Origin of the sequence: Nocardia speluncae NBRC 108251 (assembly GCF_001613245.1) — a bacterium.
In the GTDB taxonomy this organism is placed as follows: Bacteria; Actinomycetota; Actinomycetes; order Mycobacteriales; family Mycobacteriaceae; genus Nocardia; species Nocardia speluncae.
In genome coordinates this window covers 1-24,204 of record NZ_BDBZ01000034.1, presented here as the reverse complement: position 1 = coordinate 24,204, position 24,204 = coordinate 1, and the positions used below count along the sequence as shown (strand labels likewise).

Annotated in this window: 23 protein-coding genes and 1 tRNA gene; 10 read left to right on the top strand and 14 right to left on the bottom strand. The window is 68.2% G+C overall.

The window, feature by feature from the left end; translation table 11 throughout:
* The first annotated feature begins 7 nt into the window (after positions 1–7).
* Together NS6_RS24555 and NS6_RS24550 are read left to right on the top strand one after the other, a co-directional pair.
* Positions 8–1,198, top strand: coding sequence for a DNA polymerase III subunit delta' (locus NS6_RS24555; RefSeq protein ID WP_068046183.1), 1,191 nt, complete (start codon positions 8–10; stop codon positions 1,196–1,198).
* Between the two features lie 57 nt (positions 1,199–1,255).
* Positions 1,256–1,331, top strand: a tRNA-Thr gene (locus NS6_RS24550).
* Positions 1,332–1,623: 292 nt separating this feature from the next.
* On the opposite strand, the gene NS6_RS34925 is transcribed toward NS6_RS24550, so the two are convergent.
* Positions 1,624–1,767, bottom strand: a complete 144-nt coding sequence (locus NS6_RS34925; protein ID WP_157112925.1) for a hypothetical protein — start codon at positions 1,765–1,767, stop codon at positions 1,624–1,626.
* 222 nt (positions 1,768–1,989) lie between these two features.
* The gene (locus NS6_RS24545) at positions 1,990–2,352 is read right to left on the bottom strand and encodes a MerR family transcriptional regulator (protein ID WP_068045992.1); all 363 of its coding nucleotides are present in this window, start codon (positions 2,350–2,352) and stop codon (positions 1,990–1,992) included.
* Positions 2,353–2,561: 209 nt separating this feature from the next.
* On the opposite strand from NS6_RS24545, the gene NS6_RS24540 reads away from it, so the two are divergent.
* Positions 2,562–3,479 (top strand): NmrA/HSCARG family protein, encoded by a 918-nt coding sequence (locus NS6_RS24540; RefSeq protein WP_068045989.1) that lies wholly within the window; start codon positions 2,562–2,564, stop codon positions 3,477–3,479.
* A 293-nt stretch (positions 3,480–3,772) separates the two neighbouring features.
* Here NS6_RS24540 and NS6_RS24535 read toward each other — a convergent pair whose 3' ends face one another.
* From NS6_RS24535 to NS6_RS24525, 3 genes are all read right to left on the bottom strand, one after another.
* Positions 3,773–4,012: a hypothetical protein gene (locus NS6_RS24535; protein WP_068045986.1), complete on the bottom strand. Its 240-nt coding sequence runs from the start codon at positions 4,010–4,012 to the stop codon at positions 3,773–3,775.
* Positions 3,984–5,279, bottom strand: a complete 1,296-nt coding sequence (locus NS6_RS24530) for a lipase family protein (protein ID WP_068046180.1) — start codon at positions 5,277–5,279, stop codon at positions 3,984–3,986. The genes NS6_RS24535 and NS6_RS24530 overlap by 29 nt, the downstream gene beginning before the upstream one ends.
* A 327-nt stretch (positions 5,280–5,606) precedes the next feature.
* Positions 5,607–6,194, bottom strand: coding sequence for a TetR/AcrR family transcriptional regulator (locus NS6_RS24525; RefSeq protein ID WP_068045983.1), 588 nt, complete (start codon positions 6,192–6,194; stop codon positions 5,607–5,609).
* A gap of 86 nt (positions 6,195–6,280) precedes the next feature.
* Between NS6_RS24525 and NS6_RS24520 the strand changes: the two genes are divergently transcribed.
* Positions 6,281–6,694, top strand: coding sequence for a DUF4267 domain-containing protein (locus NS6_RS24520; RefSeq protein WP_210747217.1), 414 nt, complete (start codon positions 6,281–6,283; stop codon positions 6,692–6,694).
* A 48-nt stretch (positions 6,695–6,742) separates the two neighbouring features.
* On the top strand, positions 6,743–7,216 hold the full coding sequence (locus NS6_RS24515; RefSeq protein ID WP_068045976.1) for a DUF1772 domain-containing protein: 474 nt from the start codon (positions 6,743–6,745) through the stop codon (positions 7,214–7,216).
* A gap of 69 nt (positions 7,217–7,285) precedes the next feature.
* On the opposite strand, the gene NS6_RS24510 is transcribed toward NS6_RS24515, so the two are convergent.
* The 4 genes from NS6_RS24510 to NS6_RS24495 form a co-directional block, all read right to left on the bottom strand.
* Entirely contained in the window at positions 7,286–8,341 is a 1,056-nt protein-coding gene (locus tag NS6_RS24510; RefSeq protein ID WP_068045973.1) for an NAD(P)H-dependent amine dehydrogenase family protein, read from the bottom strand.
* A gap of 79 nt (positions 8,342–8,420) precedes the next feature.
* Complete coding sequence (locus NS6_RS24505) at positions 8,421–9,689, bottom strand: alpha/beta hydrolase family protein (protein WP_068045972.1); 1,269 nt, start codon at positions 9,687–9,689, stop codon at positions 8,421–8,423.
* A gap of 71 nt (positions 9,690–9,760) precedes the next feature.
* Positions 9,761–10,681, bottom strand: coding sequence for an NADP-dependent oxidoreductase (locus tag NS6_RS24500; protein WP_068045968.1), 921 nt, complete (start codon positions 10,679–10,681; stop codon positions 9,761–9,763).
* 156 nt (positions 10,682–10,837) lie between these two features.
* Positions 10,838–11,890 carry an alpha/beta fold hydrolase gene (locus NS6_RS24495; RefSeq protein WP_068045958.1) on the bottom strand — a complete coding sequence of 351 codons (1,053 nt, stop codon included), beginning with the start codon at positions 11,888–11,890 and terminating at the stop codon, positions 10,838–10,840.
* A 243-nt stretch (positions 11,891–12,133) separates the two neighbouring features.
* On the opposite strand from NS6_RS24495, the gene NS6_RS24490 reads away from it, so the two are divergent.
* Positions 12,134–12,619, top strand: a complete 486-nt coding sequence (locus tag NS6_RS24490) for a DUF2752 domain-containing protein (RefSeq protein WP_307648366.1) — start codon at positions 12,134–12,136, stop codon at positions 12,617–12,619.
* 81 nt (positions 12,620–12,700) lie between these two features.
* Positions 12,701–12,889, top strand: a complete 189-nt coding sequence (locus tag NS6_RS24485; protein WP_068046170.1) for a hypothetical protein — start codon at positions 12,701–12,703, stop codon at positions 12,887–12,889.
* Here the strand turns inward: NS6_RS24485 and NS6_RS24480 are convergent.
* From NS6_RS24480 to NS6_RS24465, 4 genes are all read right to left on the bottom strand, one after another.
* On the bottom strand, positions 12,874–14,217 hold the full coding sequence (locus tag NS6_RS24480) for a M1 family metallopeptidase (protein WP_068045956.1): 1,344 nt from the start codon (positions 14,215–14,217) through the stop codon (positions 12,874–12,876). The genes NS6_RS24485 and NS6_RS24480 overlap by 16 nt on opposite strands.
* Positions 14,217–18,134, bottom strand: coding sequence for a Pls/PosA family non-ribosomal peptide synthetase (locus NS6_RS24475; RefSeq protein ID WP_068045954.1), 3,918 nt, complete (start codon positions 18,132–18,134; stop codon positions 14,217–14,219). Before NS6_RS24475 ends, NS6_RS24480 begins: the two co-directional genes overlap by 1 nt.
* Positions 18,135–18,549: 415 nt before the next feature.
* Positions 18,550–19,110 carry a flavin reductase family protein gene (locus NS6_RS24470; protein WP_068045950.1) on the bottom strand — a complete coding sequence of 187 codons (561 nt, stop codon included), beginning with the start codon at positions 19,108–19,110 and terminating at the stop codon, positions 18,550–18,552.
* A 69-nt stretch (positions 19,111–19,179) separates the two neighbouring features.
* A complete protein-coding gene (locus NS6_RS24465; protein ID WP_068045948.1) occupies positions 19,180–19,653 on the bottom strand; it encodes a YbaK/EbsC family protein in 474 nt (157 codons plus the stop codon).
* Between the two features lie 129 nt (positions 19,654–19,782).
* Between NS6_RS24465 and NS6_RS24460 the strand changes: the two genes are divergently transcribed.
* Positions 19,783–20,604: a crotonase/enoyl-CoA hydratase family protein gene (locus tag NS6_RS24460; RefSeq protein WP_068045946.1), complete on the top strand. Its 822-nt coding sequence runs from the start codon at positions 19,783–19,785 to the stop codon at positions 20,602–20,604.
* 210 nt (positions 20,605–20,814) lie between these two features.
* Here the strand turns inward: NS6_RS24460 and NS6_RS24455 are convergent, their stop codons facing one another.
* A complete protein-coding gene (locus NS6_RS24455; RefSeq protein WP_043739743.1) occupies positions 20,815–21,306 on the bottom strand; it encodes an inorganic diphosphatase in 492 nt (163 codons plus the stop codon).
* A gap of 189 nt (positions 21,307–21,495) precedes the next feature.
* Between NS6_RS24455 and NS6_RS24450 the strand changes: the two genes are divergently transcribed.
* Positions 21,496–22,980 carry a D-alanyl-D-alanine carboxypeptidase/D-alanyl-D-alanine-endopeptidase gene (locus tag NS6_RS24450; protein WP_068046167.1) on the top strand — a complete coding sequence of 495 codons (1,485 nt, stop codon included), beginning with the start codon at positions 21,496–21,498 and terminating at the stop codon, positions 22,978–22,980.
* Positions 22,981–22,994: 14 nt separating this feature from the next.
* The gene (locus tag NS6_RS24445; protein WP_084471377.1) at positions 22,995–24,113 is read left to right on the top strand and encodes an Rv3626c family coenzyme F420 biosynthesis-associated protein; all 1,119 of its coding nucleotides are present in this window, start codon (positions 22,995–22,997) and stop codon (positions 24,111–24,113) included.
* Positions 24,114–24,204 lie beyond the last annotated feature (91 nt).

The following is a 24,204-nucleotide window of genomic DNA, read 5'->3' as shown; positions in this document are numbered from 1 at the left end:
GTCGGACGTGACGGGCGTCTTCGATCGGTTGGTGGGGCAGGAAGCGGTAGCGGCCGATCTGACTGCCGCCGCGGTCGCCGGGCGGGCCGGTCCGGCAGAGGGCGCGATGACCCATTCGTGGCTGTTCACCGGACCACCGGGTGCCGGGCGGTCGGTTGCCGCGCTGTGTTTCGCCGCGGCCCTGCAATGCACCGACCCCGACCGGACCGGTTGCGGCCACTGCCATGCCTGCACCACCACGATGGCCGGAACCCATGGTGACGTGCGCCGGGTGATCCCCGAGGGTTTGAGCATCTCCACCAAGGAGATGCGCGGAATCGTGCAGATCGCTGCCCGCCGCCCCAGCACCGGCCGCTGGCAGGTGGTGGTGATCGAAGACGCCGACCGGCTCACCGAAGCCGCGGGCAATGTGCTGCTCAAGGTGGTCGAGGAACCGCCCGAACGGACGGTCTTCCTACTGTGCGCCCCCTCGGTGGACCCCGAGGACATCTCGGTGACGCTGCGCTCCCGCTGCCGCCATGTCCATCTGGTCACCCCGTCGGCCCCCGCCATCGCCCACGTATTGCGCGACCACGACGGCCTCGACGCGGAAACCGCCGAGTGGGCGGCCGCAGTGAGTGGTGGCCATGTGGGCCGCGCCCGCCGCCTCGCCACCGACGACGATGCCCGCGACCGCCGCCGCCGCGCGCTCGACCTGGTGGCCGCGATCTTCCGTGGCAACGCCTATCTCGCGGCGGATGAGTTGGTGAAAGCCGCCGATGACGAAGCAAAAGAGCTCAGCACCGAACGCGACGAACGCGAACGCGACGAACTCGCCACCGCCCTGGGCGCCGGCGGCACCGGCAAAGGCGCGGCCGGCGCCACCCGCGGTTCCGCGGGCGTCCTGAAAGACCTGGAGAAGCGCCAGAAATCCCGCGCCACCCGCACCGGACGTGACGCCCTCGATCGTGCCCTCCTCGATATAGCCGGCCTCTACCGTGACGGCCTGGCCGTGAGTTTCGGCGACCCCACCGGCCTCACCATGACTCACCCCGATATGGCCGACCGCGCCCGCGACCTCGCCACCCGTATCCGCCCCGAGGGCCTGCTCCGTTCGATCGACGCCGTCCTGGCTTGCCGCGAAGCCCTCGACCGCAACGTCAAACCCCGTTTCGCTCTCGCCGCGATGGCCGCCACCCTCCTCGCCCAAACGTCCTGACCACCCGTTTTCGCGTTCCCTGACCGGAGACGATAGACTCGCGACGCCGAACGGCACGCCGCCTTAGCTCAGTCGGTAGAGCGCTTCACTCGTAATGAAAAGGTCGGGAGTTCGATTCTCCCAGGCGGCTCCAGATCAGAGGCCCTTTCCGGTTCGCCGGGGAGGGCCTTCCTCGTTTCAGGGTGCCGACCGGCGGGAAAACCTGCCCGCGGCTCACTGGAACAGTGCAATCGTCCGCGTGCGTGGTCCTGCTCGGCGGCTTGCCGAACTGACCCAAGAACTCCACCGAGGCGAGCGGGCAGGTCGTCGGCTACCACCGCGCGCCCGGACGCCTGCGACAGCACCGCCGCGAGCCGCTCGTGGTCGAACGCGTTCCGGTGGGTGCCCGCCGCCGGGTCTACCAGGACGTGATACGCCCCTGCCCGCTACCAGAACCGGGCACCGTCGTCGGACCAGTGCGGGACCACCGCAGCCTGCGGGAGCAGCCTGTCCCGGTACGGCGCGAGCATCTGCTCTACGCCGGCGTAGTCGGTGTCGGTGAGCGTGATTCGCTCGGCCGGGACGGTCATGTCCGATCCTCTCGTCAATGGCGCTCTCAGTGACGTCAAAATTCACCGAGCACCCCCCAGGGACGCTTCACCGAGGTCGAGCTCGGTGGCGGAAGCGACAGCGAAGCGGCACTCCGGATGAAGCCGGCGCGCGTTCTCGATCACGGCCTCGGGGAACATCGGTACAGCGGATACCGGTGAGAACGATCACGGTCCGGGCCGTGCGAGTGTGGCCGCCCTGCTTCAGGATGGACTTCCTGTTCCGGCATGATTCCGCGCCTCGGTTATGCAGTCGTGCAGCCGGTTGCGCACGTCCCGCAGGTCCGTCATCTGCCGGTCGAGGCGGTCGCGTTCGGCCGCGAGCAGCTCCAGCAGTTCCGGTGACACCTCACCGGAGTCGGCGAACGGCAGCACCTCGCGGATGGTTCTGCTGGGCAAGCCCACGGAGTAGAGCTGTTGGATAAGCCTGACCCGTTCGACGGCACCGGCCGGATACTGGCGCTGGCCACCCGGATTCCGGGTGGAGTGCAGCAAGTCCTGCTGCTCGTAGTAGCGCAGCGCCCTGACGCTGACGCCCGCCTTCGCGGCGACCTCTCCGATCCGCATCCCGGCCTCCTGACTCGACTCCACGTCTCGCTTGCACCTGACGTGGGCGTCAGGTTTTAGCGTAGCGGGCACGGCAAGGACCCCCCTTACGAACTCTGGAGCAGGCCTGTGAACAGCACATCTCCGACTCACTCCTCAGGATCCCAGGAAGAATCAGCAATGTTTATCAGGAACACGTCCGTGATCGCCGAAAGCGCAGCGTGGTCGGCATGACCAACATCAACAAAACCGTCGTCGTCCTGGGCGCCACGGGGCAGCAGGGAGGATCGGTCGCCGCTGCGCTGCGGGCCGACGGCTGGGTGGTGCGCGCGGTCGTGCGCGATCCGTCCGGCTATCGGGCCCGGTCGCTCGCCGCCTCCGGCGTCGAAACCGTCCGCGGTGACCTCGGGGATCCGGAGTCGCTCCGCGCGGCCTTCGCTGACACCCACGGTGTCTTCAGTGTCCAGCCGAACTCCGGCCAGGCCGGCGCCGGTGTGACCGACGAGGACGAGGTCCGCTTCGGTACGGCGGTGGCCGATATCGCCGAGCGCTGCGGCGTCGCCCACCTTGTCTACAGCTCGGCGGTCACCGCGGGCTCGACAACGGGCGTCGACCATCTCGACACCAAGAGCCGTATCGAGGCCCACGTCCGGAATCTGGACATCGCCAGCACCATCATTCGGCCGGCCACGTTCATGGAGCTCCTGGTGACCTCCGAAATCGGCCTCGACCGGGGACATCTGTCCTTCCTGATGCGCCCCGACCAGGCCATGCAGTTCATCGCGGTGCGCGACATCGGCCGCATCGCCGCCGCGGTCTTCGGCTCACCCGAAAGCTACGCCGGCCGCACCATGGAGATCGCCGGTGACGCTCTCACCGGCAACGCCCTGGCCGGGCATCTGACCCAGGCCGCCGGTCGACCGATCAGCTACAGCCGCCTGCCGACGACCCTGCCGGCACAGGACGAGGTCCTCAGCAAGTTGGAAGCACTCGTAGACGACGGCAGGCTGGTGGGAAACGCGAACCTCGACGCCTTGCGCACGGAGTTCCCGTTCCTGCTGTGCTTCGACCGCTGGCTGGCGGGCCCTGGTGCGGGCCTCCTCGATGAGGCGCTCCGTTCCACGGACACGGCAATCGCTCCGCGCTGAACGAGGCCCTTCCGGGCATCGGGGAACATCAGTACAGCGGTCGGCGACGGTCAACACCGAGCGTTCGTCCGGCCACACGATCCGGTAGCCGAGACGCCGCGGGAACCGCGTCACCCGGGCGGCATCCCACTCCGGCGCGGGGATGGACTCATAGGCAGCGGCTCAGGCTGGCTCACTACCTCGAGGGGCGCCGCGCAGCGCACCTCGGCTGACACATGGTGTCGAGGGCGAGTACGCCGGTGTCGAGACCGGTCGGACCTTCAGGCTCCGGCGCCCCGGAGCCTGAAGCCGAATCAGCGGGCGTTACTCGTGCAGACGACCTCGATGATCTGTGCGCCGCTCAGGTCGGCGGAGCCGAAGTTCGCGAGCGCCGCCGACGAGGTGAGGTCCGCGAGCCGCTGATAGGCGGCGCGCTCGGCCTCGGCCCGGTTCGGGCCGGAGCCGGCCGTGGCCGAGATGATCGCCGCGCGGTGGAGGGATTCGGCCGGGCGGCCGGGCGTTCGACTATCCGGCCGGGATGGGGACGGGGGCAAGGGAGTTGCCCGGGCCGACGGATGCGCAGTTGGTCGTGGGCGGGGTGCCGGCGAAACGGTCGGTGAGGAACTGGGCGGCCTCGGCTTGGAAGCGGGCGAAGGCGGCAATGTGGTCGTGGTGCTGGTAGCGGGCGTAGGTCACCGGGACGCCGCTGCCGCAGTATCGGTGGGCCAGGGCTTCGATATCGCGGGCCACCATTACGGAGTCGCCGATCGGATCGCTCTGGCCTACGGCGAGCAGCAGTGGAACGGCGGGGGTGCCGGCGGTGCCCATGATGTTGTCGTTGACGGCGGCTGCGGCCGCGGGGACGTCGAGCAGGGAATGGTAGGGGGCGCGGACCATTTCGGCGTCGGTGAGGCCGGGATAGCGCTTGGCGAACTGCCCGAGGCACATGGTTTCCACGGCGTCGGTGAGCTGGGCTCCGCGTTCGGAGAGGAAGGCGGCGGTGTCGAGGTTGTAGGCGCGCCGGAAGGCGACGACCATGGCCGGGATTACGCCCGCCCAGTCGGCGCTGCCACTGACATAGGGGAGGTTGTGGGCGAGGTGGACGGGTAGCCCGCCGGCGGCGGCGCCGACCAGGGTGAGTTCGGGGGCGTAGTGCGGGGCGATCTCGGCGGCCCATTCGGTGGCCACCGAGCCCCCCGAATATCCGGACATCGCGATCGGTGTCGAAGCGGGCAGTCCCAGGATCTGTTCGGCGGCCCGGATTCCGTCGAGGGTGGCGTAGCCGGATTGCCTACCGACGGTCCACTCGAGGTGCAGCCCCTCGTAATCGGGCACCACGACGGTGTACCCGGCGGTGAGATAGCCGGCGATAACGGCCTGTTCCATGACGGCCCCGGGGCTGTCGGTCCGGCCGGTGAGCGTGTAGGAGGGGTTGCATTGGGATCCGAGCGCGTCGTAGGCCATGTGGTAGGACAGCAACCGCGTAGGACCGGGGACGAGTGGGCGGAGCACGGTGGTGACTGCCGCGGTGGGCGTGTTCTGCTGGGTTGTGGTCCGGTAGAGCACCTGGGTGCTGGTGATGGGTGTGGATAAGTTCGGGAAGGCGAACGGCGCGGGCCGGGAGCGCAGGACCGTGCCCGGGTCGGTGGTGGTCAGGGGCTGGTCGTAGGTGTAGAAGGGGTCGTCGGACGGGAGCGGTGGTGGCTCGGCGTGCGCGGCAGCCGGGACTGCCGCTGTGCCGCCGGACAGCAACAGTGCCGTGATGACCAGGGCGCGGATCATCCGTGACCGTGCCCCGGAACCGAATGCGACCGTCCTCATCGGCGACTCCGTTCCCCGGCGATCGCCGGGCGCTACCGCGGGCAGGCTCCGGAACGGTGGCATACCGGCGCGGTCTGACGGGTTGTGCACAAGCCTGAGCAGCGAAAACGTCTTTCGGACGCCGCTGCATTGAAACGCACCCGCAAGCGCGGGTCAACGAACCGGTCGCGCGGGTCGCGGACGAAAGGCCGCCGGCGGCGCGGGTCCGGAGGGGAGGCCGGCTCGTTCGCCAGGATCGCCCGACCTGCCGCTACCGCACCGGCTACGTCCACCCTGCACTGCGGCTGCCACTCGCTGACCGCTCGGGGCACCGATGTGTCGTTGTGGTCAGCTGTCGCGGCTTGCCGTTGTGGTCAGCCAGGTCTGCAGGATCGCGAGGCGTTGTTCGCGGTACCCCGGGCGTAGCCGGTTGTTGTGTTCCAGGGTGGCGAGGCCGTGGAGGGTGCTCCAGACCGTTTCGGTGAGGGTTTCGGCATCGGCGTTCGCGGCGAAGGGGGCGAAGGTTGCGACCACTTCGGCGAAGGCGTCGCGGAGGGGTTCCGGGGCGCCGTCACCGAATGTGAGGTCGGTGGGCAGGACGAACATGGCGTTGTAGAGGGCGGGGTTGTTCGCCGCGAACTCGGTGTAGGCGCGGGCTACGGCGGACAGGGCTGCGGTTTCGTCGGGGGCCGTCGTGCGGGCATGGTGCAGAGATTCGGCCAGTTCGGTGATGCCGTCGAGTGCGACTGCGGTGATGATGGCTCGTTTTCCGGCGAAGTGGCTGTACAGGACGGGCTGGCTGTATTCGATGCGGTCCGCGAGTTTGCGGACGGTGACGGCGTCCCAGCCGTCGGTTTCGGCCAGTTTGCGTGCGGTATCGATGATGAGCCGGTGCCGGTCGGCCCGTTCCCGTTCTCGTCTGTTCTGGATACCCATACCTTGAATCTAGCAGCGCTAGACAAAATGGCTACGACACATTAGTGTCGCTACTAGATATAGCAACGCTAGATTTGGAGTAGGTCATGATCACCGTTCGGCATACCGCCACTGTGTTGTCCCTGATCGGGGCCGCATTCATCCTCTACATCGGGATCAGTTACCTGATCGCTCCCGAATGGATCGCCACCGGCTTCGGGTTGCCGGTATGGCCCACCGGCGACGCGGCAGCTTTTTCGAATCTCAAGGGAGTTCGCGACACAGTCACCGGCATCGTCGTGCTTGTCCTACTCGCGCTGGGGCAGCGGTTCGCCCTGGGAGTTGTGGCGCTCGGGTTCGCGCTGATCCCCATCGGCGACATGCTCACCGTTCTGCTCCACAACGGCTCGGCCGCCGCAGCTTTCGGAATCCACGGACTGACCGCCGTACTCGTCGCGCTCACCGGAGTGCTGTTGATTCGCGAACGCGCCGGCGCCGATACGCCTGTACAGGCCGCATAGCGCGGCAGAACCAACCGACAGGCCCCACGACGTTCAGGAGTCTCTCCCATGACCACGCTCATCCAAATCCTCGCGGTACTCGCCCTCGTCACCAACGGCGTCGTCTACGGCACCGATGCCTTTGCTGCACTCATCGCGCGCTCGGTGAACGCCCGGCTCGACGACGCCACCATGACGCGCAGCGCCGGCTGGGGGCACTATTTCGCTGATCGGCGAATGCCACCGGTCGGCATCACGGGACTGGTGAGCGCGGTCGCTGCTGCCATGGTGGCCGGGCTCGGTGGGCACCCGGTCTCGGCGGCAGCGGCGGCGGTTGCCGTGGTCGCTCTGGTCGTCTGGCTCGCCCTGTACGCGCGGATCGCCAAACCGGTCAATGCAGCGCAGAAGGCGGCGGCGCTTTCCGGAATCATCCCGGAGAATGCTCGTGCGCTGCAACAGCGTTGGGACAGCATTATCTTGCCGCGGGTGGGATTGCAGATGACCGCGCTGATCGCCTTGGCAGTCGTGATCGCCGCTGTCTGAACGGTGGTGCGGACGAACCGGAGGCGAAGCCCGGTTCGTTCGTTCGCCTCCGATGCCCGAAAGGTGGTGCTACCCGGCGAGGTCCGGGTGCGCGCGGCCGGTAACCACCGGCATATCCACGAACGTGAGAATGCCGGGTGGCGCGGCGCAAACAGTGGGGATCGAATTGACGCAATGCGCGGCGGTGACCACGATCCCGGGATTGCGGAGCAGCCCGGCCGTGACACTCGTCGGATGCCAGCCGTGGATGACCACCGAACAGTCCGGATCACCCTTGACCTCGATCTCGAAGCGTTCCCCACCGGACCCGAATTCCCAGGCAGGTTCCAGGCTTTCCTCGCCCATCAACCAGTTGACCGCCACGCGCACGACCTTTGTCTCACCTATGAACGCTTCCCAGGCGAAACGCTGTGCGGCCACCCGGCCGGGTTCGATTACGCCGGCCGGTGAATCGATCGGTGCGGTGGCGACCGCGATATCGTGGCTGCTGCGAATCTCGGCGTCAGCGAAACCGAGCGTATCCAGGCACATGCGCACCGACTGCTCGAAACCGCGGGCGAGCAAGCCGAGCATCGGGCCCGCTTTCGCCTCCTCTGGGGTGCCGCCGAAGCCCATGATGTGCCGGACCACATCGGGGGCGTTGTAGGTGCGGATATCGGAGAACTCCTCGCCGCGGACGAAGGTGATCGCCGAGGACAGACCGCTGAAGAAGAGGGGTTGTTGTTCGGTGGCGCCGCCGGGGTCGATACCGGTGCCGTGCAAGGTCACGCCGCCGTCGAGGGCCGCCGGTTCCATCTTCGACCGTTCCCTATCGGTCGGCCAGAACCAGCCCAGGGGAGTGACGACATTCTTGCCGGACCGCAGGATGGCCTGGACCTGGCCCGCGTCGGGCAGCAACGGTGCGTACAGGACGCAGTCCGCGTCCAGCGCGAGAACCTCCTCGACACTGTGGGTCGCGATAACACCGGTCTTGTCCGACCCGACGATATCGCCGACATCCTTACCGGATTTCTCCGGTGAATGAACCCAGCACCCGGCCAGTTCGAGGTCGGGATGTCGCAGGATATGTTCGATCGCGGCCTGTCCGACACCCCCGGTCGCCCACTGAATTACGCGCAAAGCCATCGTGTGAACCTACCTTCCGGAAGGGCGGCCGGATCCGGGAACGCGTGTACAGCCGCATGCGATGGATGGCCGGTCCCATTCAGTGGCGACAGCGCCGATCGTCTCCGCGACCCAGCGTTTCGTCCAGCCAGTCGAACATCCGCTGGTCGGTGAGAGTGCGGGCAAGCGGCTGACAGTGGTGATTCGCGCCTTCGGCCGCGGTGAACCGGCAGCAGTGCACCGGTCCCGACACCGTTTCGGCGAGACGCCGGGATTGGCCCGGCCAGAACTGCTCGTCCTCTGGGTCGGCGATGAACAGGGGTGTGGTGATCCGGGCAGCCTCGGGTGCGCCGAGTGTGTACTCGCGGACGGCGGTCAGGGTGTCGAAGTAACTGTCACGCCGATACGGTCGTGCCCGGAAATTCCAGGTGTGGGCACTCTTTCCGGAGAGTTTCAGGCCGATACCCAGTTCGGTGTCGAACTGCTTCTGCTTGCCCGCATGGAACAGTTTCATCAGCGAGTTCGGGATATTCGCCGCCCAGGAGGCCGAAACATCGACCACCCCGGGATCGGCGACAGCAGCCGCGAAACGATGCTCGAAGACCAGGGCCCGTGCGATCCAGAATCCGCCCTGGCTGATCCCGTATACCGCGACGCGGTCGGGGTCGACGCCGGGCCGTTCGAGCAGATGGTCGAGGACCGGCGTGAGCACCGCCTCCCAATCCGGGCGAAATGCGGTTTCCCGCTCGAACAACATCGATTGCTGACCCGGGCCGTCGAACATCAGCACGTTGTAGCCGCGTGCCAGCGCGCCGGCCGCCCCCGAATTCCACAGTGCGCTGAGGGCGCCGTCGCTGCCGTTGACCATCACGAATGTGGGTCGCGGCGTGCTGTCCGGCGCCGGGCGGAAGAAATAGCCGGGCAGAGTGCTGTTCTCGTACGGGATGGCGATGCGTTCGACCAGATGCGTGGTGGTGTCGACGAAACGGTCCCAACCGCAACGGTGGTTACGGAAGACCGGGAGAAGTCGGTCGACGTCGCCGGAACCGCCGAGCGCGTTGAGGGCTGTCGCGAAATAGGTGGCGGATCGCAGGTATGCCCAGGAGGCGCTGAGCCGGTGGCCGCCGGCTGCGGCGGTATCGGCGAGGGCGCGCGCCCGTTCGCCGGCGGCTTCCCAGGTGCGGAACCAGTTTTCGGGGTCATCGGGGTCGGCGGCGTCGACGGCCCACAGGACCTCGCCGATATCTGCCGCCCCGGAAGCGGTAGCGCCGAGGGCACAGCGCACCACGTAGTCGGCGTCGGTGTTCGGGTAGAAACCGGCGGTGAACACCTGATGTGGGAGAGCGGGCCGGAACGGGAACGTGGGCACGAGATCTCCTTCGCCGAGCCGGGGAAGTCGGATGCCGCAGTGGGTCTGTTCTAGGCCGCGCTACCGGGAGCTCAGAGAACGATGACGTTCTTCCCGCGGGTGTGCCCGGTGCGGCTCGCTGCGAATGCTTCGGGGACCTCGTCGAGGGAGAAGGTGCGGGCGATGGGGACCGTCAGGTTGCCCTTTGCGGCGAGGTCGGCCAGGCGCTGCGTCTGTGTGCCGTCGGGGCGGACCCAGACTATATGTCCGCCGTGTTCGGCCACGCTGTTGTCGGCGACCGAGGCGTGCCTGCCACCGGGAGCGAGTACCGCGAGGGTGGTGTCGAGCTGGCCGCCGACGAAATCGGCCACCGCTTGCACGCCGTCGGGTGCCAGTTCACGGATTCGTTCGACGACACCGTCGCCGTACTCCACCGGTTCGGCGCCGAGTTCACGGAGGTAGTCGTGGTTCTTCTGGGATGCGGTGCCCAGGACTCGGGCGCCGCGGGCGGCGGCGATCTGTACACCGAGGCTACCGACACCACCTGCCGCAGCATGGATCAGTACGGTGTCGTCGGCGGTCACCTCGAGTAGATCGAGGGTGCGTAGTGCTGTGCCACCGGCCAGGGGGAGGGCACCGGCCTGCTCCCACGGCAGTTCGGCCGGTTTACGGGCGATATGCGCGGCCCCTACCGCGACCAGTTCAGCGAAGGTGCCGGCCTGCAGGACGTCCTTGCGGGCGTAGGCCAGTACGTCGTCGCCCACCGAGAACTCCGGGGTGTCCAATCCGGTATCGACCACTGTCCCGGCGACATCCCAGCCGGGAATCACCGGGAACACCGCATCGATCAGCCCGTCGAGTGCACCCGACATCAACTTCCAGTCGACCGGGTTCACCCCGGCCGCGCGGACTTCGATCAGGACCGAACCGGGGAAAAGTTTGGGTGTGGGCAGGTCACGGACGCGTACATCGTTGTCGTCGGCGGTGTAGCGGTCGTAGGTCGCTGCGCGCATAGTCCATTCCTATCGCCAGAGAGCTGTCGCCGGGTGCAACGACGCGCCATCGCCGATATTCCGGTTCGCCTGGAGCCGGGCGCCGGATTTTCGCCGGTTCGCCGTAATGAAGTCCACCGAGCCGGGCATCGTCGACCGAACTCGGAGGACCTCCGCTCAGCCCGCGGCCACAGACCGCGAACCGGTGCGATTCAGGATGGAGACGAGCTCGGTGTCGAAGCGGTCTGCAGCCTCGATATTGCCGAGGTGTCCGGTGGGCCAGACCTGGTAATCGGGGCGGTGACCGGCCTTCTCCATGGTGTCGGCGATGATGCGCGACATCCGTTCGGGCAGCAGCCGGTCGTACCGGCCGGCGATGATCGTGGTGGGCACCGTGAGGTTCGCAGCCGCTGCGCCGAGTTGCAGGTCCGCCAGGAGGGCGGCGTGCCGGCCGCGGGCCAGGGGGCGGCAGGAGCGCACGATGCTCAGGGCGAAATCGGCCTGCTCGTCGGTGGCGCCGCGGGCCATGATGCGCTGTTTGAGCAGTTCCCGGGCAGCCCAGCCGCCGGGTAGTGGTACCGGGGAGGTGAGGATGGATTCGGCAACGATCATCGGGAGCCGGACGGGTGAGCCGAGCAGGGTGATCGGCTGGTTCCCTACGCTGAGCGGCTTGTTCAGCAACGGGAGCAGATCGGTGTCGTAACGGATATTGCCCGAGGTGGTGTTGGCGAGCACCACCGCGCGGGCCCGCCGGGCGACCTGCTGCGGATGCCGGGCGGCCCATGCTTGCAAGGTGATGCCGCCCATGCTGTGGCCGACCAGCAATGCGGTGCGATCGGGATGCAGGGTGGCGTCGAGGACGGCAGCGAGATCGTCGGCGAGGGTCCGGTCGCCGAGTGGAGCGCGGCCCAGGGTGCTCTCGCCGTGGCCGCGCTGATCGTAGGAGATCACCCGGTAGCGGCCGGCAAAGGCGTTGATCTGAGGGTTCCAGTACTCGATACAGCAGCTCCAGCCGTGGATGAGCACAATCGGCTCGGCATCGGCGGGACCGTAGGAGTGCACGCGCAGGCGGGCGCCGTCGACGGTGGTGACGGTTGAGACCTCGGGCGCATCGGCAGGACTGTTGAAGGCGGCGTTCCGGAAGCGGCGAGCGCGCAACGCGGCCCGGTACGGTGCGGTCAGCGCGCCGTGATGCGCTTGCGATAGCGCTGTCAACGATTTCACCAGCATCAGAACACTCCTTTGTGCCTAACTGACACGGTAACCTGCAAGCTGAGTGCTTACAAGAGCAAGCGCCGCGCCCGGATTCTCTGTCCGGAATGTGGTTCTCACCCCGGATGTCGGTCCCGCCTGTGGTGCCGTTAACCCAGAATTCCCATCAGGTGCCGTTTCTATGCACCGCAGCCCGGAACCGGAGCTAGCACCTCCGATGGTTGTGGCATCAACCCCGCCGCCGGGGCTACGGTGAGAACCGTGAAAGATTCCGACGCGGCCCCGCCACCACCGGCGCCATCCGGTGTGCCGGCCGCCGGAACGGAACCCGGGCGGAGCGGGCTCACGCGGCTGAGCGCTGTCGCGCTGCCGGCCGTGGTCGCGAGTGCGGGAGCAGCGTCTCTGCTACTGCTGCACTTCCGGGATCCGCACGTTCCGGGGTCGTACGGGCTGTGCCCCTCTTATGCGCTGTTCGGGGTGTACTGCCCCGGATGCGGGGGTATGCGGGCAGTGCACAACCTCACCGACGGGAACATCATCGATTCCCTGCACAGCAACCTGCTGGCCTTGCCGGTGCTGGTGCTGTTCGCAGTGTGGGTGGGTGATTGGGCCGTCCGTGCCTGGCGCGGCGAAGGACCGCGGCTGCCCGGAATAAGTACCGCGACGATGTGGGTGCTGCTCGGCTCGATCGCCGCGTACACCGTTCTGCGCAACACACCATGGGGCACCTGGTTGACGCCGGTCTGACCGGGTCGAACGCGCAGGAGGTGCAGCGTCACCACCCAGCGCTCCGATCATGTCGGAATGACACTGACCCGAGAGGCGGATATGCGCGACTCACTGAAGGACCGGGTACGGGACAAAATGCTGCGGCAACTCGCCGAAGACGGCCCGGCCGGACCCGAATCGGAGGATCCGCGCCTCATCTCGCTGGTGGCCGATCTGGACGCCTTGGAAAGCGTCGGTGAGGACGATCCGCTGGTCGAACAGCTGGCGGGCCGTTACCTGGTTTTCTGACCGGCGGGCGGCAGCTGCGGTAGCGGTTCGGAATACAGCCAGGTCTGCCACAGCGGATGCAGCGGCGCCATGCTGTAGTGACCGGCGAGATCGGTGAACTCCTCGGTGGAGACCGAGGCATGACGGTGCCGGGCGGTCCAATCGCGGATCAACCGGAAGAACGTGGTATCACCGAGTTCCAGCCGCAGCGTGTGCAAGGTGAGCGCGCCCCGTTTGTAGATGCGATCGTCGAACATCAGGGTGGGGCCGGGATCGCCGACCACGATGTCCTGCGGCTCCCGGCGCAGCGTATGCCAGGCCGCCCGGGCCAGTTGGTCCGCGCTCGCGCCACCGGCCGCCTCCGACCAGATCCATTCCGCGTAGCAGGCAAAACCCTCGTGCAGCCAGATATCACACCAGTGCTGGATGGTCAGGCTGTTGCCGAACCACTGGTGGGCCAGTTCGTGCGCCACCAGGCGTTCCGCGCCGCTACGGCCGTCGCAGTGGTTGGCGCCGAAAATCGAGAGGCCCTGGGCTTCGATGGGGATCTCCAGCTCGTCCTCGGTGACCACCACCGAGTAGCTCTGGAACGGGTACGGGCCGAAGCGGTCGCTGAACACCGACATCATCTCCGGCTGGCGCGCGAAATCGTGATCGAACGCGGCGCGCAGCGTGGTCGGGACGGCCGCGTACATCGGCACCGGGGTGTGGTGATCGCCGAGCCGGTGCTTGCGGTAGCGGCCGATCTGCACGGTCGCCAGATAGGTGGCCATCGGCTCGGCCTGCTCGTATACCCAGGTGGTCTGCCCGGCCTTGGTCTGTTTACCGACGAGGTTGCCGTTGGCGAGGGTGTAGTACGGGGTATCGGTGGTGATCGAGATACGGTAGCTGGCTTTCGAACTCGGGTGGTCGTCGCAGGGGAACCAGGAGGCGGCACCGTTCGGTTGACTGGCCACCAGCGCGCCTTCGGTGAGTTCCTCCCAGCCGACCTCACCCCACGGACCCCGCACGGGTTTCGGTGCGCCGGCGTACTGGACGACGAGTTGCAGCATCCCGCCCGCCGGGATCCGCCCGCGGGGCGTGACGGTGAGTTTGCCGCGCTGATGGTGGTACTTGGCGGCCTTGTTTCCGTTGACCAGCACCTTCGAAACCGCCAGGGCCTGGGACAGGTCGAGCGAATAGCGGGGGCGTTCGGCCGTGGTCACCGCGGTGATCACCGCGCGGCCTGCGAGGCGATTACTGGCGACCTTGTAGTTCAACTCCAGTTCGTACCGCGAAACGCGGTAGCCCCGGTTGCCGTTCTGCGGGAGATAGTCGTCGATGGGGGCGTCGTAGAACCGGCTCCCCATCAGCGGTCTTTCTCCTCGTCCGCCGAATCGCTGTCCGGGGAACGGGCCGGACCGGTCCAAGGGGCTATGGGGTTACCCCACCATCTCGTGGAGGGCGGTACGGTATCGCCGCGCATCACCAGCGATGCCGGGCCCACGGTGGCGCCCGCGCCGACGGTCGCGGCCGGTAGAGCGACGCAATGTGGCCCGAGGGTGGCGCCCGGTTCCAGGGTGACGGTGTCCATGGCCATGATGCGGTCGTGGAACAGATGCGTTTGCACCACACAGCCGCGTTCCACGGTTGCCCCGTCGCCGAGTGTCACCAGGTCTGCCTCCGGAAGCCAATAGGACTCGCACCATACCCCGCGGCCGATCTTCGCGCCGAGCGCGCGCAACCAGAGATTCAGTACGGGCGTGCCGGTTGCCGCGCGGGCGAACCACGGCGCCGCAACGGTTTCCACGAAGGCGTCCGAGACTTCGTTACGCCAGACGAACGAACTCCACAGTGGATGTTCCTCGGCCCGGATACGGCCCACCAGAACCCATTTCGCCGTGACCGCACTCGCACAGGCCACCGCGCCCGCGACCATCAGCACCAGCCCGGACAGCAACCCGGCTGCCAGGAAACCGAAACTGTCCGCCACTCGCGCTAGCGCCAGCAGCACCCCGAGGCCGATAGCGAAGGTCACCACCATCGCGGCCAGCCGGCAGGTCTCGAAGGCGCCGCGGAAGATTCGCAACCGCAGCGGCGGGTCGAAGGTGCGGTCGGTATCGGCATTGCCCGCCGACCGGCGCAACCGGACCGGCGGGCTGCCCAGCCACGACGATCCGGCCTTGGCCTTGCTCGGTGCCGCGGACAGTACGGCCACCAGGCCGTTCTTCGGCACCCGGCGGCCGGGCGCGGTCATCCCGGAATTGCCGAGGAAGGCGCGTTTACCTACCTTCGCCTCACCGATATGCAGCCAGCCGCCGCCGAGTTCGTAACCGGCGATCATGGTGTCGTCGGCCAGAAAGGCGCCGTCGGCGACGGTGGTGAACTTGGGTAGCAGCAGCACAGTGGAGGCCTCGACCCGTTTGCCGACCTTCGCGCCGAGCAGTCGCAACCAGACCGGAGTCAGCAGGGAAGCGTAGAGCGGGAACAGGAATGTACGGGCGGAGTCCAGCAGGCGTTCGGTCGCCCACACCTGCCAGCCGACCCGGCTGCGCACGGGATGGTATCCCTCGGTCAGACCGATACTGAGCAGCCGGACCGCGACAATGGTCGTTACCGCGTACACCACCAGACTGAACAGTGTCGCCACGGGCAGCCAGAGGAACGCAGGTAGCAGGGCGCCGGTGAAACTCGCCGAATCCCGGATACCCCACGCGATCACCACCAGACCCGCCGCCAGACCCGCGAGCGGTAGCGCGCCCAGCGCCAGCGAAGCGACCCCGTACGCCAGCACCCAGTGCACGGCACGTTCCGGTGTCCGGCCGGGCCAGCGGTGCCGCGCCCGCCCGACCTTCACGGCCGGAGAGCCGGCCCATTCCTGGCCGGCCTTCACCTTCCCGGATACCGCCGAACCCGCCGCGATCTCGGCATCCCGGCCGATCTTCGTCCCGGGCAGCAGCACCGAGCGAGCGCCGACAACCGCGCCCCGGCCCACCTGGATCGAACCGATATGCACGGTATCGCCGTCGATCCAGTAACCGGACAGGTCGACCTCGGGTTCCACGCTGCACCCGTCGCGCAGCTCGAGCATGCCGGTCACCGGGGGCAGCGTGTGCAGGTCGACACCTTTACCGACGGTGGCGCCCAACGCCCGCGCGAAAGGCACCATCCACGGTGCGCCGGAGAGGTTCTCCGCGCCGCTGGCCTCGGCCAGCCGGACCGCGGCCCACAACCGCACATGTACCGGACCGCCGCGTGCATAACTGCCGGGTTCCACTCCCGCGAGCAGGACGCGGGCCCCGGCGACACAGATCGCCATCCGGCCCAGCGGAGTGATGAACACCGTGAACAGCAGCGCGGTCCACCACCACGACAGACGCGGCAGCCACGGCAGCACCTCGAACCAGCCCGCGATACCCGCGGCCACCGCGAGCCAGGTCACCCATTGCAGCCCGGTCAGGGTGGTGAGGGCGACCGTCGCGAGGACCTGGATCAGCTGTGCCGAGCGTGGCGTGGGCTCGACCCGACGGGTTTCGGCGGTGGCGCCCGGACCGCTGTCGTCCAGCAGTTCGGCCAGCGCACCGAGCCGCGGATGGTCGTAGATATCGGCGACGGTGACCTGCGGATACCGCGTGCGCAGCGCCGACACCAGCTGCGCCGCCGACAGCGACCCACCGCCGAGTTCGAAGAAATCGGCATCGGCACCGGTGATCTCCGCGGCCAGTACGTCGGTCCAGATCTGTGCCACCCAGGCGGCAGTACCCGTCAGACCGTGTTCGATACCGGAGTCGGCACCCGCCAGCGGCCAGGGCAGTGCGTTACGGTCGACCTTTCCCGAGGTGCGAGTGGGCAATTCGGGGACGACGACCAGCCGTGGGATCAGCGGGGCAGGTAGCTGCCCGGACAGTAGTGTCCGCGCCGCGGCGAGATCGTAATCGGCGGGGACGCCGGTGAGGTAGCCGATCAGCACCGGTGCGCCCGTGGCGGTGGTGCGCACCGCGGCGGCGGCACCGCTCACACCGGGCAGATGCTGGAGGGCATTGTCGATCTCGCCGAGTTCGATCCGGCGACCGCCGATCTTCACCTGATCGTCCGCCCGGCCCAGGAAGATCAGGCCGGCGCTGTCGTTGCGGACCAGATCGCCGCTGCGGTAGGCGCGGTCCCAGGCCAGCGTCGCCAGTGGCGCGTATTTTTCGGCGTCCTTGGCCGGATCGAGATAACGGGCCAGGCCCACGCCGCCGATCACCAATTCGCCGGATTCGCCCTCGTCCACCGGGAGACCGTCCGCGTCGACCACCACCAGATCCCAGCCGTCCAGCGGCAGCCCGATCCGCACCGGACCGGCACCGTCCAGCAGCGCGGCGCAGGCGACAACGGTGGCCTCGGTGGGGCCGTAGGTGTTCCATACCTCGCGGTCGTCGTCGGCGAGACGTTCGGCCAGGTCCGGCGGTACCGCTTCGCCACCGAAGATCAACAGTCGCACCGATTCCAGCGCTTCGGCCGGCCAGGTCGCGGCCAGCGTGGGGACGGTGGAGACCACAGTGATGCCCTGCCGGACCAGCCACGGGCCCAGATCCGCGCCGGTCCGCACCAGCGCGCGCGGCGCCGGGACCAGGCAGGCGCCGTGCCGCCAAGCCAGCCACATCTCCTCACAGGAGGCGTCGAAGGCAACCGAGAGCCCGGCCAGGACGCGATCACCGGGGCCGAGCGGGTTGCCGCGCAGGAACAAGCGGGCCTCCGCGTCGACGAAGGCGGCCGCGTTGCGATGCGTTACCGCGACACCCTTCGGTGTGCCGGTGGAACCGGAGGTGAAGATGATCCAGGCGTCGTCGCCCACCGTGGGGGCAGTGGTCGATTGCTCGCCGATTGCCGCATCGGGTGTGCGGTCGCCGACCGGTTCGATACCCGCTGCGGTGGCAATGGCGGTGACCTGAGCTTCCCCGAAAACGAGCCGCGCCCGCTCCTCGGGGTCATCGGCATCGACCGGTACATAGGCGGCCCCGGCGTGCAGTACCGCCAGAATCGTGAGGTACAGCTCCCAGGTGCCCGACGGCATCCGGACACCTACCCGATCACCCTGCCGGACTCCGGCCGCCCGCAGCTCCCGAACCGAACGGTCGATCTCCACCAGTAGTTCGGCATAGGACAGGGTGCGGTCGGCGGTTGCGACAGCCGGAGAATCCGGGTGGCGGGCGGCTGTCTCGGCGAGAACATCGACCAGAGTGCGCGCCGGCGGCGCCGCCCCGGCGCGCAGGAGCCCGCTCAACTTCTGTAGCTGCGCCTGCATTTACCCGGCCCACCTTCCATCGCCCAGCCGACGGACTCGTTCTCCCACACGAGGGTTACCGCCCGGCAAACAGCGGTCGAACGAGTTTATTGGCGCACCGGTGGACGCGGGCTTCCGGCCCCTCGGTGCCGCCCCTGGGGACCTCGCGAGACGAGGTGGCGTCGCCGAGTCCGGCATGTGGTCTGGATGCGTCGTCAGCGGATCCACTCACCACGGACGCAGGGCCGATCGGCCGGGGTTGCGCGACTGTCGCGTCGGATTCCTGCCGCATCACCGCTTCGGGCAGGATCGCCGTCGCGGATGACAGGTCGGGCCGCGCTTTCGTCGCCGATCTTCATGCCGAACAACCTTCCGACGCCCGGAGGCGCCGGCCCGCGCGGGTCGATCCGCAGAATCGGCCGATTGCCGGCCGGGCTCAGTCGACGTCGTCCGCGAGTGGAGTGGGGCGGTAGTAGCGGCCCTTGTAATAGAGCAAGGGGACGGTCGGGGGTTCTTCCTCGGTATCGTCGTGGACTTTCACCACGCGGCCCACCACGAGGGTGTGATCGCCGATCGGGACGAGCTGCTCGATGGTCGTGCGCAACCACAGTGGGGTGCCGTGCAGGACGGGTTCGCCGGTGTCCAGGGCCGACCACAGGGCGGGGTCGCCGAACCGGTGCGCCGCGGTCCGGGCGAACCGCTGGGCGAGATGGCGTTGATGTTCGCCCAGGAAATGGATCACCACCGATTGCGCGGCGGTGAGCGCGGCGAGGCTGGAGGAGGTATCGGCGATATTGAACGAGATGAGCGGTGGGTCCAGGGACAGCGAGGCAAACGATGTCGCGGTGAAACCGACCGGCCCGGTCGCCGAGTTCAACGTCACGATCGTGACGCCGGACGGGTAGTGCCGCATCGAGGCGCGGTATTGCTCGGCAGTGATCCCGCTGAGATCGTCGGGAATCCGGATTCCGGTCTCGGGCCGTGGTGCTTCGGTCACCCGGCCGACGCTACGCCCGGATCGTCCCGATCGCGCGGGGTGGTCCGCTGGGTGGGAGGCCCTTCCGGGTCACTCCACATCGAGGGAGAGCCCGGCAGTGATCCGCAGGAGTTCGGAGTAAGTGGTGCGGAAAACGGCGCCCGGATAGCCACCGGCCGCCACCAGCTCGCCGAACCGGGACAGTGCGCTGTCGACCCAGGTCGGCAGGTTCGCGGGATGGCCCAGCGGCGCGATACTGCCCGGCAGCTGTCCGGTGTACTTGACGGCGAGATGCGGGGGCGCGGCAACGAGCTCACCGTCGAGCCGCGCGCCGGTGGAAGCGGCGTCCACCCGATGCGCCGCAGAAACCAGCAACAGAATCGGATCGTCCCCCAGCAGGAAGACATGTGCCTGCACCAATGCACCCGGTGCCACCTCCATCGCATGCGCGGTTTCCGCAGGATCGGCCGCGGAATCCGGGACAGTGACGATCAGACCGTGGTGTCCGCGCGCTATCAAGGTGTCCGAGACCCGGCAGGTTATCGGTGGAAGCGACCTGCGCATGGCCACAGGGTAAGGCGAACCCGGGCTTCTGCGTCGCCGTTTGCCCGATCACCGCCCAGGTCGTCCCGGCGAGTGGACAGGCCCGCCCAGCGATCCGGGATGGTGTGGAACGGGCATTAGTCTGGACCGATGACAGATTGGCAGGCTTTCACCGTCGAAACCGACGATCGCGTCGCCCGGGTGACGCTCACCGGCCCGGGTAAAGGAAATGCCATGGGCCCGGATTTCTGGCGGGAACTGCCGGAGATCTTCCGCGGTCTCGACGCCGACCCCGAGGTCCGGGCGGTGGTCCTCACCGGTTCGGGTAAGCATTTCTCCTACGGCCTCGACCTGCCCGCGATGAGCGGCACCTTCGGCCCGCTGATGGCCGACCGCGCCCTGGCCGCGCCCCGCACCGATTTCCTCGGCGAGATCCGGCGCCTGCAGGACGCGATCACCGCGGTGGCCGAATGCCGTAAACCGGTGATCGCCGCCGTCTCGGGGTGGTGTATCGGTGGCGGTCTCGACCTGATTTCCGCCGCGGATATCCGCTACGCGAGCGCCGAGGCGAAATTCAGCCTGCGCGAGGCCAAGGTCGCGATCGTGGCCGATGTGGGTTCGCTGCAGCGGCTGCCCGGCATCATCGGCGAAGGCCACTTGCGTGAACTCGCCTACACGGCCAAGGACATCGACGCCGCTCGCGCGGAGAAGATCGGCCTGGTCAACGATGTCCACCCGGACCAGGACGCGCTGCTGGAGGCCGCCCACGCGACCGCCCGTGAAATCGCCGCCAACCCGCCGCTGGTGGTCCAGGGCGTGAAAGATGTCCTCGGTCAGCGCAACGCCGCCGCGGTCGCCGAGAGCCTGCGCTACGTCTCCACCTGGAACGCCGCTTTCCTGCCCTCCGAGGATCTCACCGAAGCGATTCAAGCAGTCTTCGAGAAGCGCACCCCGGACTACAAGGGCCGTTAGCGAGAAACCCCTGTCCGATGGCGCGGATCCTCCGCTTCCGCGGAAAATCCGAGCGCAACCACACCGGCGCCGAGTTCAGCGAGGCCCTGTAGGGCTTCGGCCCGCCCCCGCTGTCCGTGCTCGATGCGAGGCGGCGCAGCCGCCGTTGTCGAGTGCGGAAAGCAGGGCCGAGGGGGCCGATACCCCGCGCGCCGGAGGCGCGCAGAAGACTCAGTGTCCGCCTTTGTCCTTCAGGCGCTGGAAAGAAGCCTCGATCTCGGTCTCGGCCTCTGCGCGCCCGACCCATTCCGAGCCCTTGACGTACTTGCCCGGCTCGAGGTCTTTGTAGCGCTCGAAGAAATGCTTGATCGCGGCCAGTTCGAACTCCGGAACGTCGGCGAGGTCCTGGATATGGTCCCAGCGTGGGTCGCCGGCGGGAACGCACAGGATCTTGTCGTCGCCGCCCGCTTCGTCGGTCATCCGGTACATGGCCACCGGCCGGGCCTCGACGATGACGCCGGGAAACACCGAGTCCGGCAGCAGCACGAGGGCGTCCAGCGGGTCGCCGTCCTCGCCGAGGGTGTCCTCGATGAAGCCGTAGTCGGCCGGGTAGGCCATCGAGGTGTACAGGAACCGGTCGAGCCGGACCCGTCCCGTTTCGTGGTCGACCTCGTACTTGTTGCGCGACCCCTTGGGGATCTCGATGGTGACGTCGAACTCCACGCCAGCTCCTTCCGCTGCTCTCACGATGCACCGTGGTGGCCGGCGCCGGCCGGCGCACCCGGTTGTTCGCCGAGAACGGTAGCCGAACACCGATAGGGTTGTCGGCGGCACATCGGTTCGGCGGGGTCCGGTGCCACGGACGGGTACGAGGGAGACGGCGGCAGCGTGGTTTGGCAGGGTGGCAGCGGGATGGACGGGTCGGCAGGGCGCCGGCGCCGTGGGTTGCGGGCGTGGGTGATCACCGTCCTGATGGGTCTGGTGGGTGCGGCGGCGGTGCTTGCGGTCGTACTACGACCGTGGACCCCGGAGTTCCGGCACGGTGGGCTCACCATCGCGGCGCCGCCTGCTCCCGTCCGGGTGCTTCCGGATGTCCGGCCGGCACCCGATACCGGTCCGGCGCCCAGCTCTGCGGGGGTCGCGGCGGCCGTCGGCCCGGTGGCCGCCAACCCTGACCTCGGTGGTTTCGCCGGGTCGGTCACCGATGCCGCGACCGGCACTGTGCTGTGGAATTCCCGTGCCGACGAACCGCGGGTGCCGTCGTCGACGGCCAAGATCATGACTACCGCCGCCGCGCTGCTCACCCTGCCCGCCGATCAGCGCGTGCAGACGAAGGTGGTCGCGGGAGCTGCGTCCAATGAGATCGTGCTGGTGGCCGGTGGCGATCCCACGCTGACCGCGCAACCCGGCGGGAAGGGCTACTACCCCAAGGCTGCCGGCTTGGCCGACCTCGCGAATCAGGTGCGCACCGCCGATGTGCGGGCCGACACCATCGTGGTCGATATCTCGCGCTACACCGGCCCGGCGATGGCCCGCGGCTGGGATCCGATCGATATCGGCGGTGGTTCGATCGCACCGCTGGAGCCGATCATGCTCGACGGTGGCCGGCTGGACCCGCTGGTCGAGTATTCGCCCCGTTCGAGCACCCCGGCGCTGGATGTGGGCCGGCGGCTGGCGACCGAACTCGGCCTCGATCCGGCGAAGGTGCGGATCGGCAACGCCCCGCAGGGCACCAAGCGGCTGGCCGAGGTGGCTTCCGCGCCATTGCGTGACCGGTTGCGCGACATGATGGTGCACTCGGACAACGTGCTGGCCGAGACGATCGGCCGGGAGGTCGCGCAGGCCACCGGCCATCCGGCGTCGTTCGACGGAGCCGCCGCCGCGGTTGCCGCGGTGCTCGCCGAGCACGGCTTCGATCTGAACGGTGTCACGATGCACGATTGCAGTGGCCTGTCGACCGACGACCGCATCCCGGCGCGAGTGCTGGACCGGATCCTGGCCACCGCCGCCGGCCCCGGACCGGAGGAGGCGACGACCAGCACCGCACCGAATCCGGTGATACCGCCCCTCGGTGCCGGAGCCGGATCGAAATCCGAACCCGCCGACCCCGAGCAGTCCCTGACCGCCACACTGGTCCCGCTGCTCGACTATCTGCCGGTCGCCGGCGGTACCGGTTCGCTGACCGCTCGTTATGTCACCCAGAACCAGGGCGGCGCGGGTTGGGTGCGCGCCAAGACCGGAACTCTGTCGGTGGCCAGTACGTTGGCCGGGTATGTGCTGGATCGTGACGGCCGGGTTCTGACCTTCACCTTGATGTCGAGCGATCGGCCGCCGGAGGTCAGCCGGCCCGCATTGGACGCCGTCGCGACCACGCTGCGCAACTGTGGATGTTCCTGACGGCTGGAGGGCGCATGACGATTCGACAAGGTCCCGGCGGGCCCGGCGCGCCCGAGTCGGCCGATACCGACCCATCCGATACCGGTAGCGAGCGGCGCGCATTCTCGGGCGCGGTGGATTGGCGTTGGGCCGCCCGTACGGGGGCGGCGCTCGTACCGGCCGGGCCGCGGACCTCTCGGCTCGCCGCCGAGCAGGCCGTGGCCGAGCTCGCCGACGCGTCGGTGCGGGCCGAGGAACCGGTCCGCGCGGTGACCGGCCTGCTCGACGATCAGCCGGTGCCCGCGGCGCGGATCGTCGACCGCCCCGGCTGGATCGGGGCAGCGGCCGATTCCATGTCGCTGCTCACCGGAACCGGGACGGCGGACCGGGGCGGCGCGCTCGCCGGGAAGCCGGCGGGTGTGCAGGTGGGGGCCATGCTCGCCTTCCTTTCCACCGCGATTCTCGGCCAGTACGACCCGTTCACCGGTCCCGACGGCACGCTGCTGCTGGTAGCGCCGAATATCGTCGGTGTCGAGCGGGCGCTGGGTGTGACGCCGGCGGATTTCCGTTTCTGGGTCTGCCTGCACGAGGTGACCCACCGGGTGCAGTTCTCGGCGTCTCCCTGGCTGGCCGGCTATATGCGCGAAAACGTCGAGGTGCTCGGCGATATCGAGGACGAGGCGACCTCGGAGATGCTGGCGCGGCTGATCACCGAACTCAAGCTGCGGCGCAGCGGCCGGGCCCCTGACGATCCCAATTCGCGTGGTGTGGTCGGTTTGCTGCGCGCCACCCAGCCACCTGCACAGCGGGAGGCGCTGGATCGGCTGCTTATGCTGGGCACCCTGCTCGAAGGACACGCCGACCATGTGATGGATGCTGTCGGCCCGAGTGTGGTGCCCACGGTCGAGCAGATCCGGGCTGCTTTCGATAAACGGCGCACCCGCCCCGCCAACCCCGTCCAGCGTCTACTGCGCGCACTGCTGGGGATCGACGCGAAGGTCGCGCAGTACGTGCGCGGTAAGGCCTTCGTCGATGAGGTGGTCACCACGGTGGGTATGCAGCAGTTCAACGCGATATGGACCGAGGCGGATACCCTGCCGCGCGCCGAGGAAATCGACGATCCGCAACGCTGGATCACCCGAGTCCTGGGCTGACCCCCTGCCCGGCCGCAGGAGTCCGAGGATAGGTTCCGAAACCGCGCCACCCCAAGACGCCGCCCCCCATAAAAGGTTCCCTCCATGGGTG

Bases quoted from the DNA above. Each gene is read 5' to 3' on its own strand.
- NS6_RS34925 (WP_157112925.1), bottom strand. From the start codon at position 1,767: ATGACCGTCCCGGCCGAGCGAATCACGCTCACCGACACCGACTACGCC.
- NS6_RS24545 (WP_068045992.1), bottom strand. From the start codon at position 2,352: ATGCGGATCGGAGAGGTCGCCGCGAAGGCGGGCGTCAGCGTCAGGGCG.
- NS6_RS24540 (WP_068045989.1), top strand. From the start codon at position 2,562: ATGACCAACATCAACAAAACCGTCGTCGTCCTGGGCGCCACGGGGCAG.
- NS6_RS24530 (WP_068046180.1), bottom strand. From the start codon at position 5,279: ATGAGGACGGTCGCATTCGGTTCCGGGGCACGGTCACGGATGATCCGC.
- NS6_RS24525 (WP_068045983.1), bottom strand. From the start codon at position 6,194: ATGGGTATCCAGAACAGACGAGAACGGGAACGGGCCGACCGGCACCGG.
- NS6_RS24520 (WP_210747217.1), top strand. From the start codon at position 6,281: ATGATCACCGTTCGGCATACCGCCACTGTGTTGTCCCTGATCGGGGCC.
- NS6_RS24515 (WP_068045976.1), top strand. From the start codon at position 6,743: ATGACCACGCTCATCCAAATCCTCGCGGTACTCGCCCTCGTCACCAAC.
- NS6_RS24510 (WP_068045973.1), bottom strand. From the start codon at position 8,341: ATGGCTTTGCGCGTAATTCAGTGGGCGACCGGGGGTGTCGGACAGGCC.
- NS6_RS24500 (WP_068045968.1), bottom strand. From the start codon at position 10,681: ATGCGCGCAGCGACCTACGACCGCTACACCGCCGACGACAACGATGTA.
- NS6_RS24495 (WP_068045958.1), bottom strand. From the start codon at position 11,890: ATGCTGGTGAAATCGTTGACAGCGCTATCGCAAGCGCATCACGGCGCG.
- NS6_RS24485 (WP_068046170.1), top strand. From the start codon at position 12,701: ATGCGCGACTCACTGAAGGACCGGGTACGGGACAAAATGCTGCGGCAA.
- NS6_RS24480 (WP_068045956.1), bottom strand. From the start codon at position 14,217: ATGGGGAGCCGGTTCTACGACGCCCCCATCGACGACTATCTCCCGCAG.
- NS6_RS24475 (WP_068045954.1), bottom strand. From the start codon at position 18,134: ATGCAGGCGCAGCTACAGAAGTTGAGCGGGCTCCTGCGCGCCGGGGCG.
- NS6_RS24465 (WP_068045948.1), bottom strand. From the start codon at position 19,653: ATGCGCAGGTCGCTTCCACCGATAACCTGCCGGGTCTCGGACACCTTG.
- NS6_RS24460 (WP_068045946.1), top strand. From the start codon at position 19,783: ATGACAGATTGGCAGGCTTTCACCGTCGAAACCGACGATCGCGTCGCC.
- NS6_RS24450 (WP_068046167.1), top strand. From the start codon at position 21,496: ATGGACGGGTCGGCAGGGCGCCGGCGCCGTGGGTTGCGGGCGTGGGTG.
- NS6_RS24445 (WP_084471377.1), top strand. From the start codon at position 22,995: ATGACGATTCGACAAGGTCCCGGCGGGCCCGGCGCGCCCGAGTCGGCC.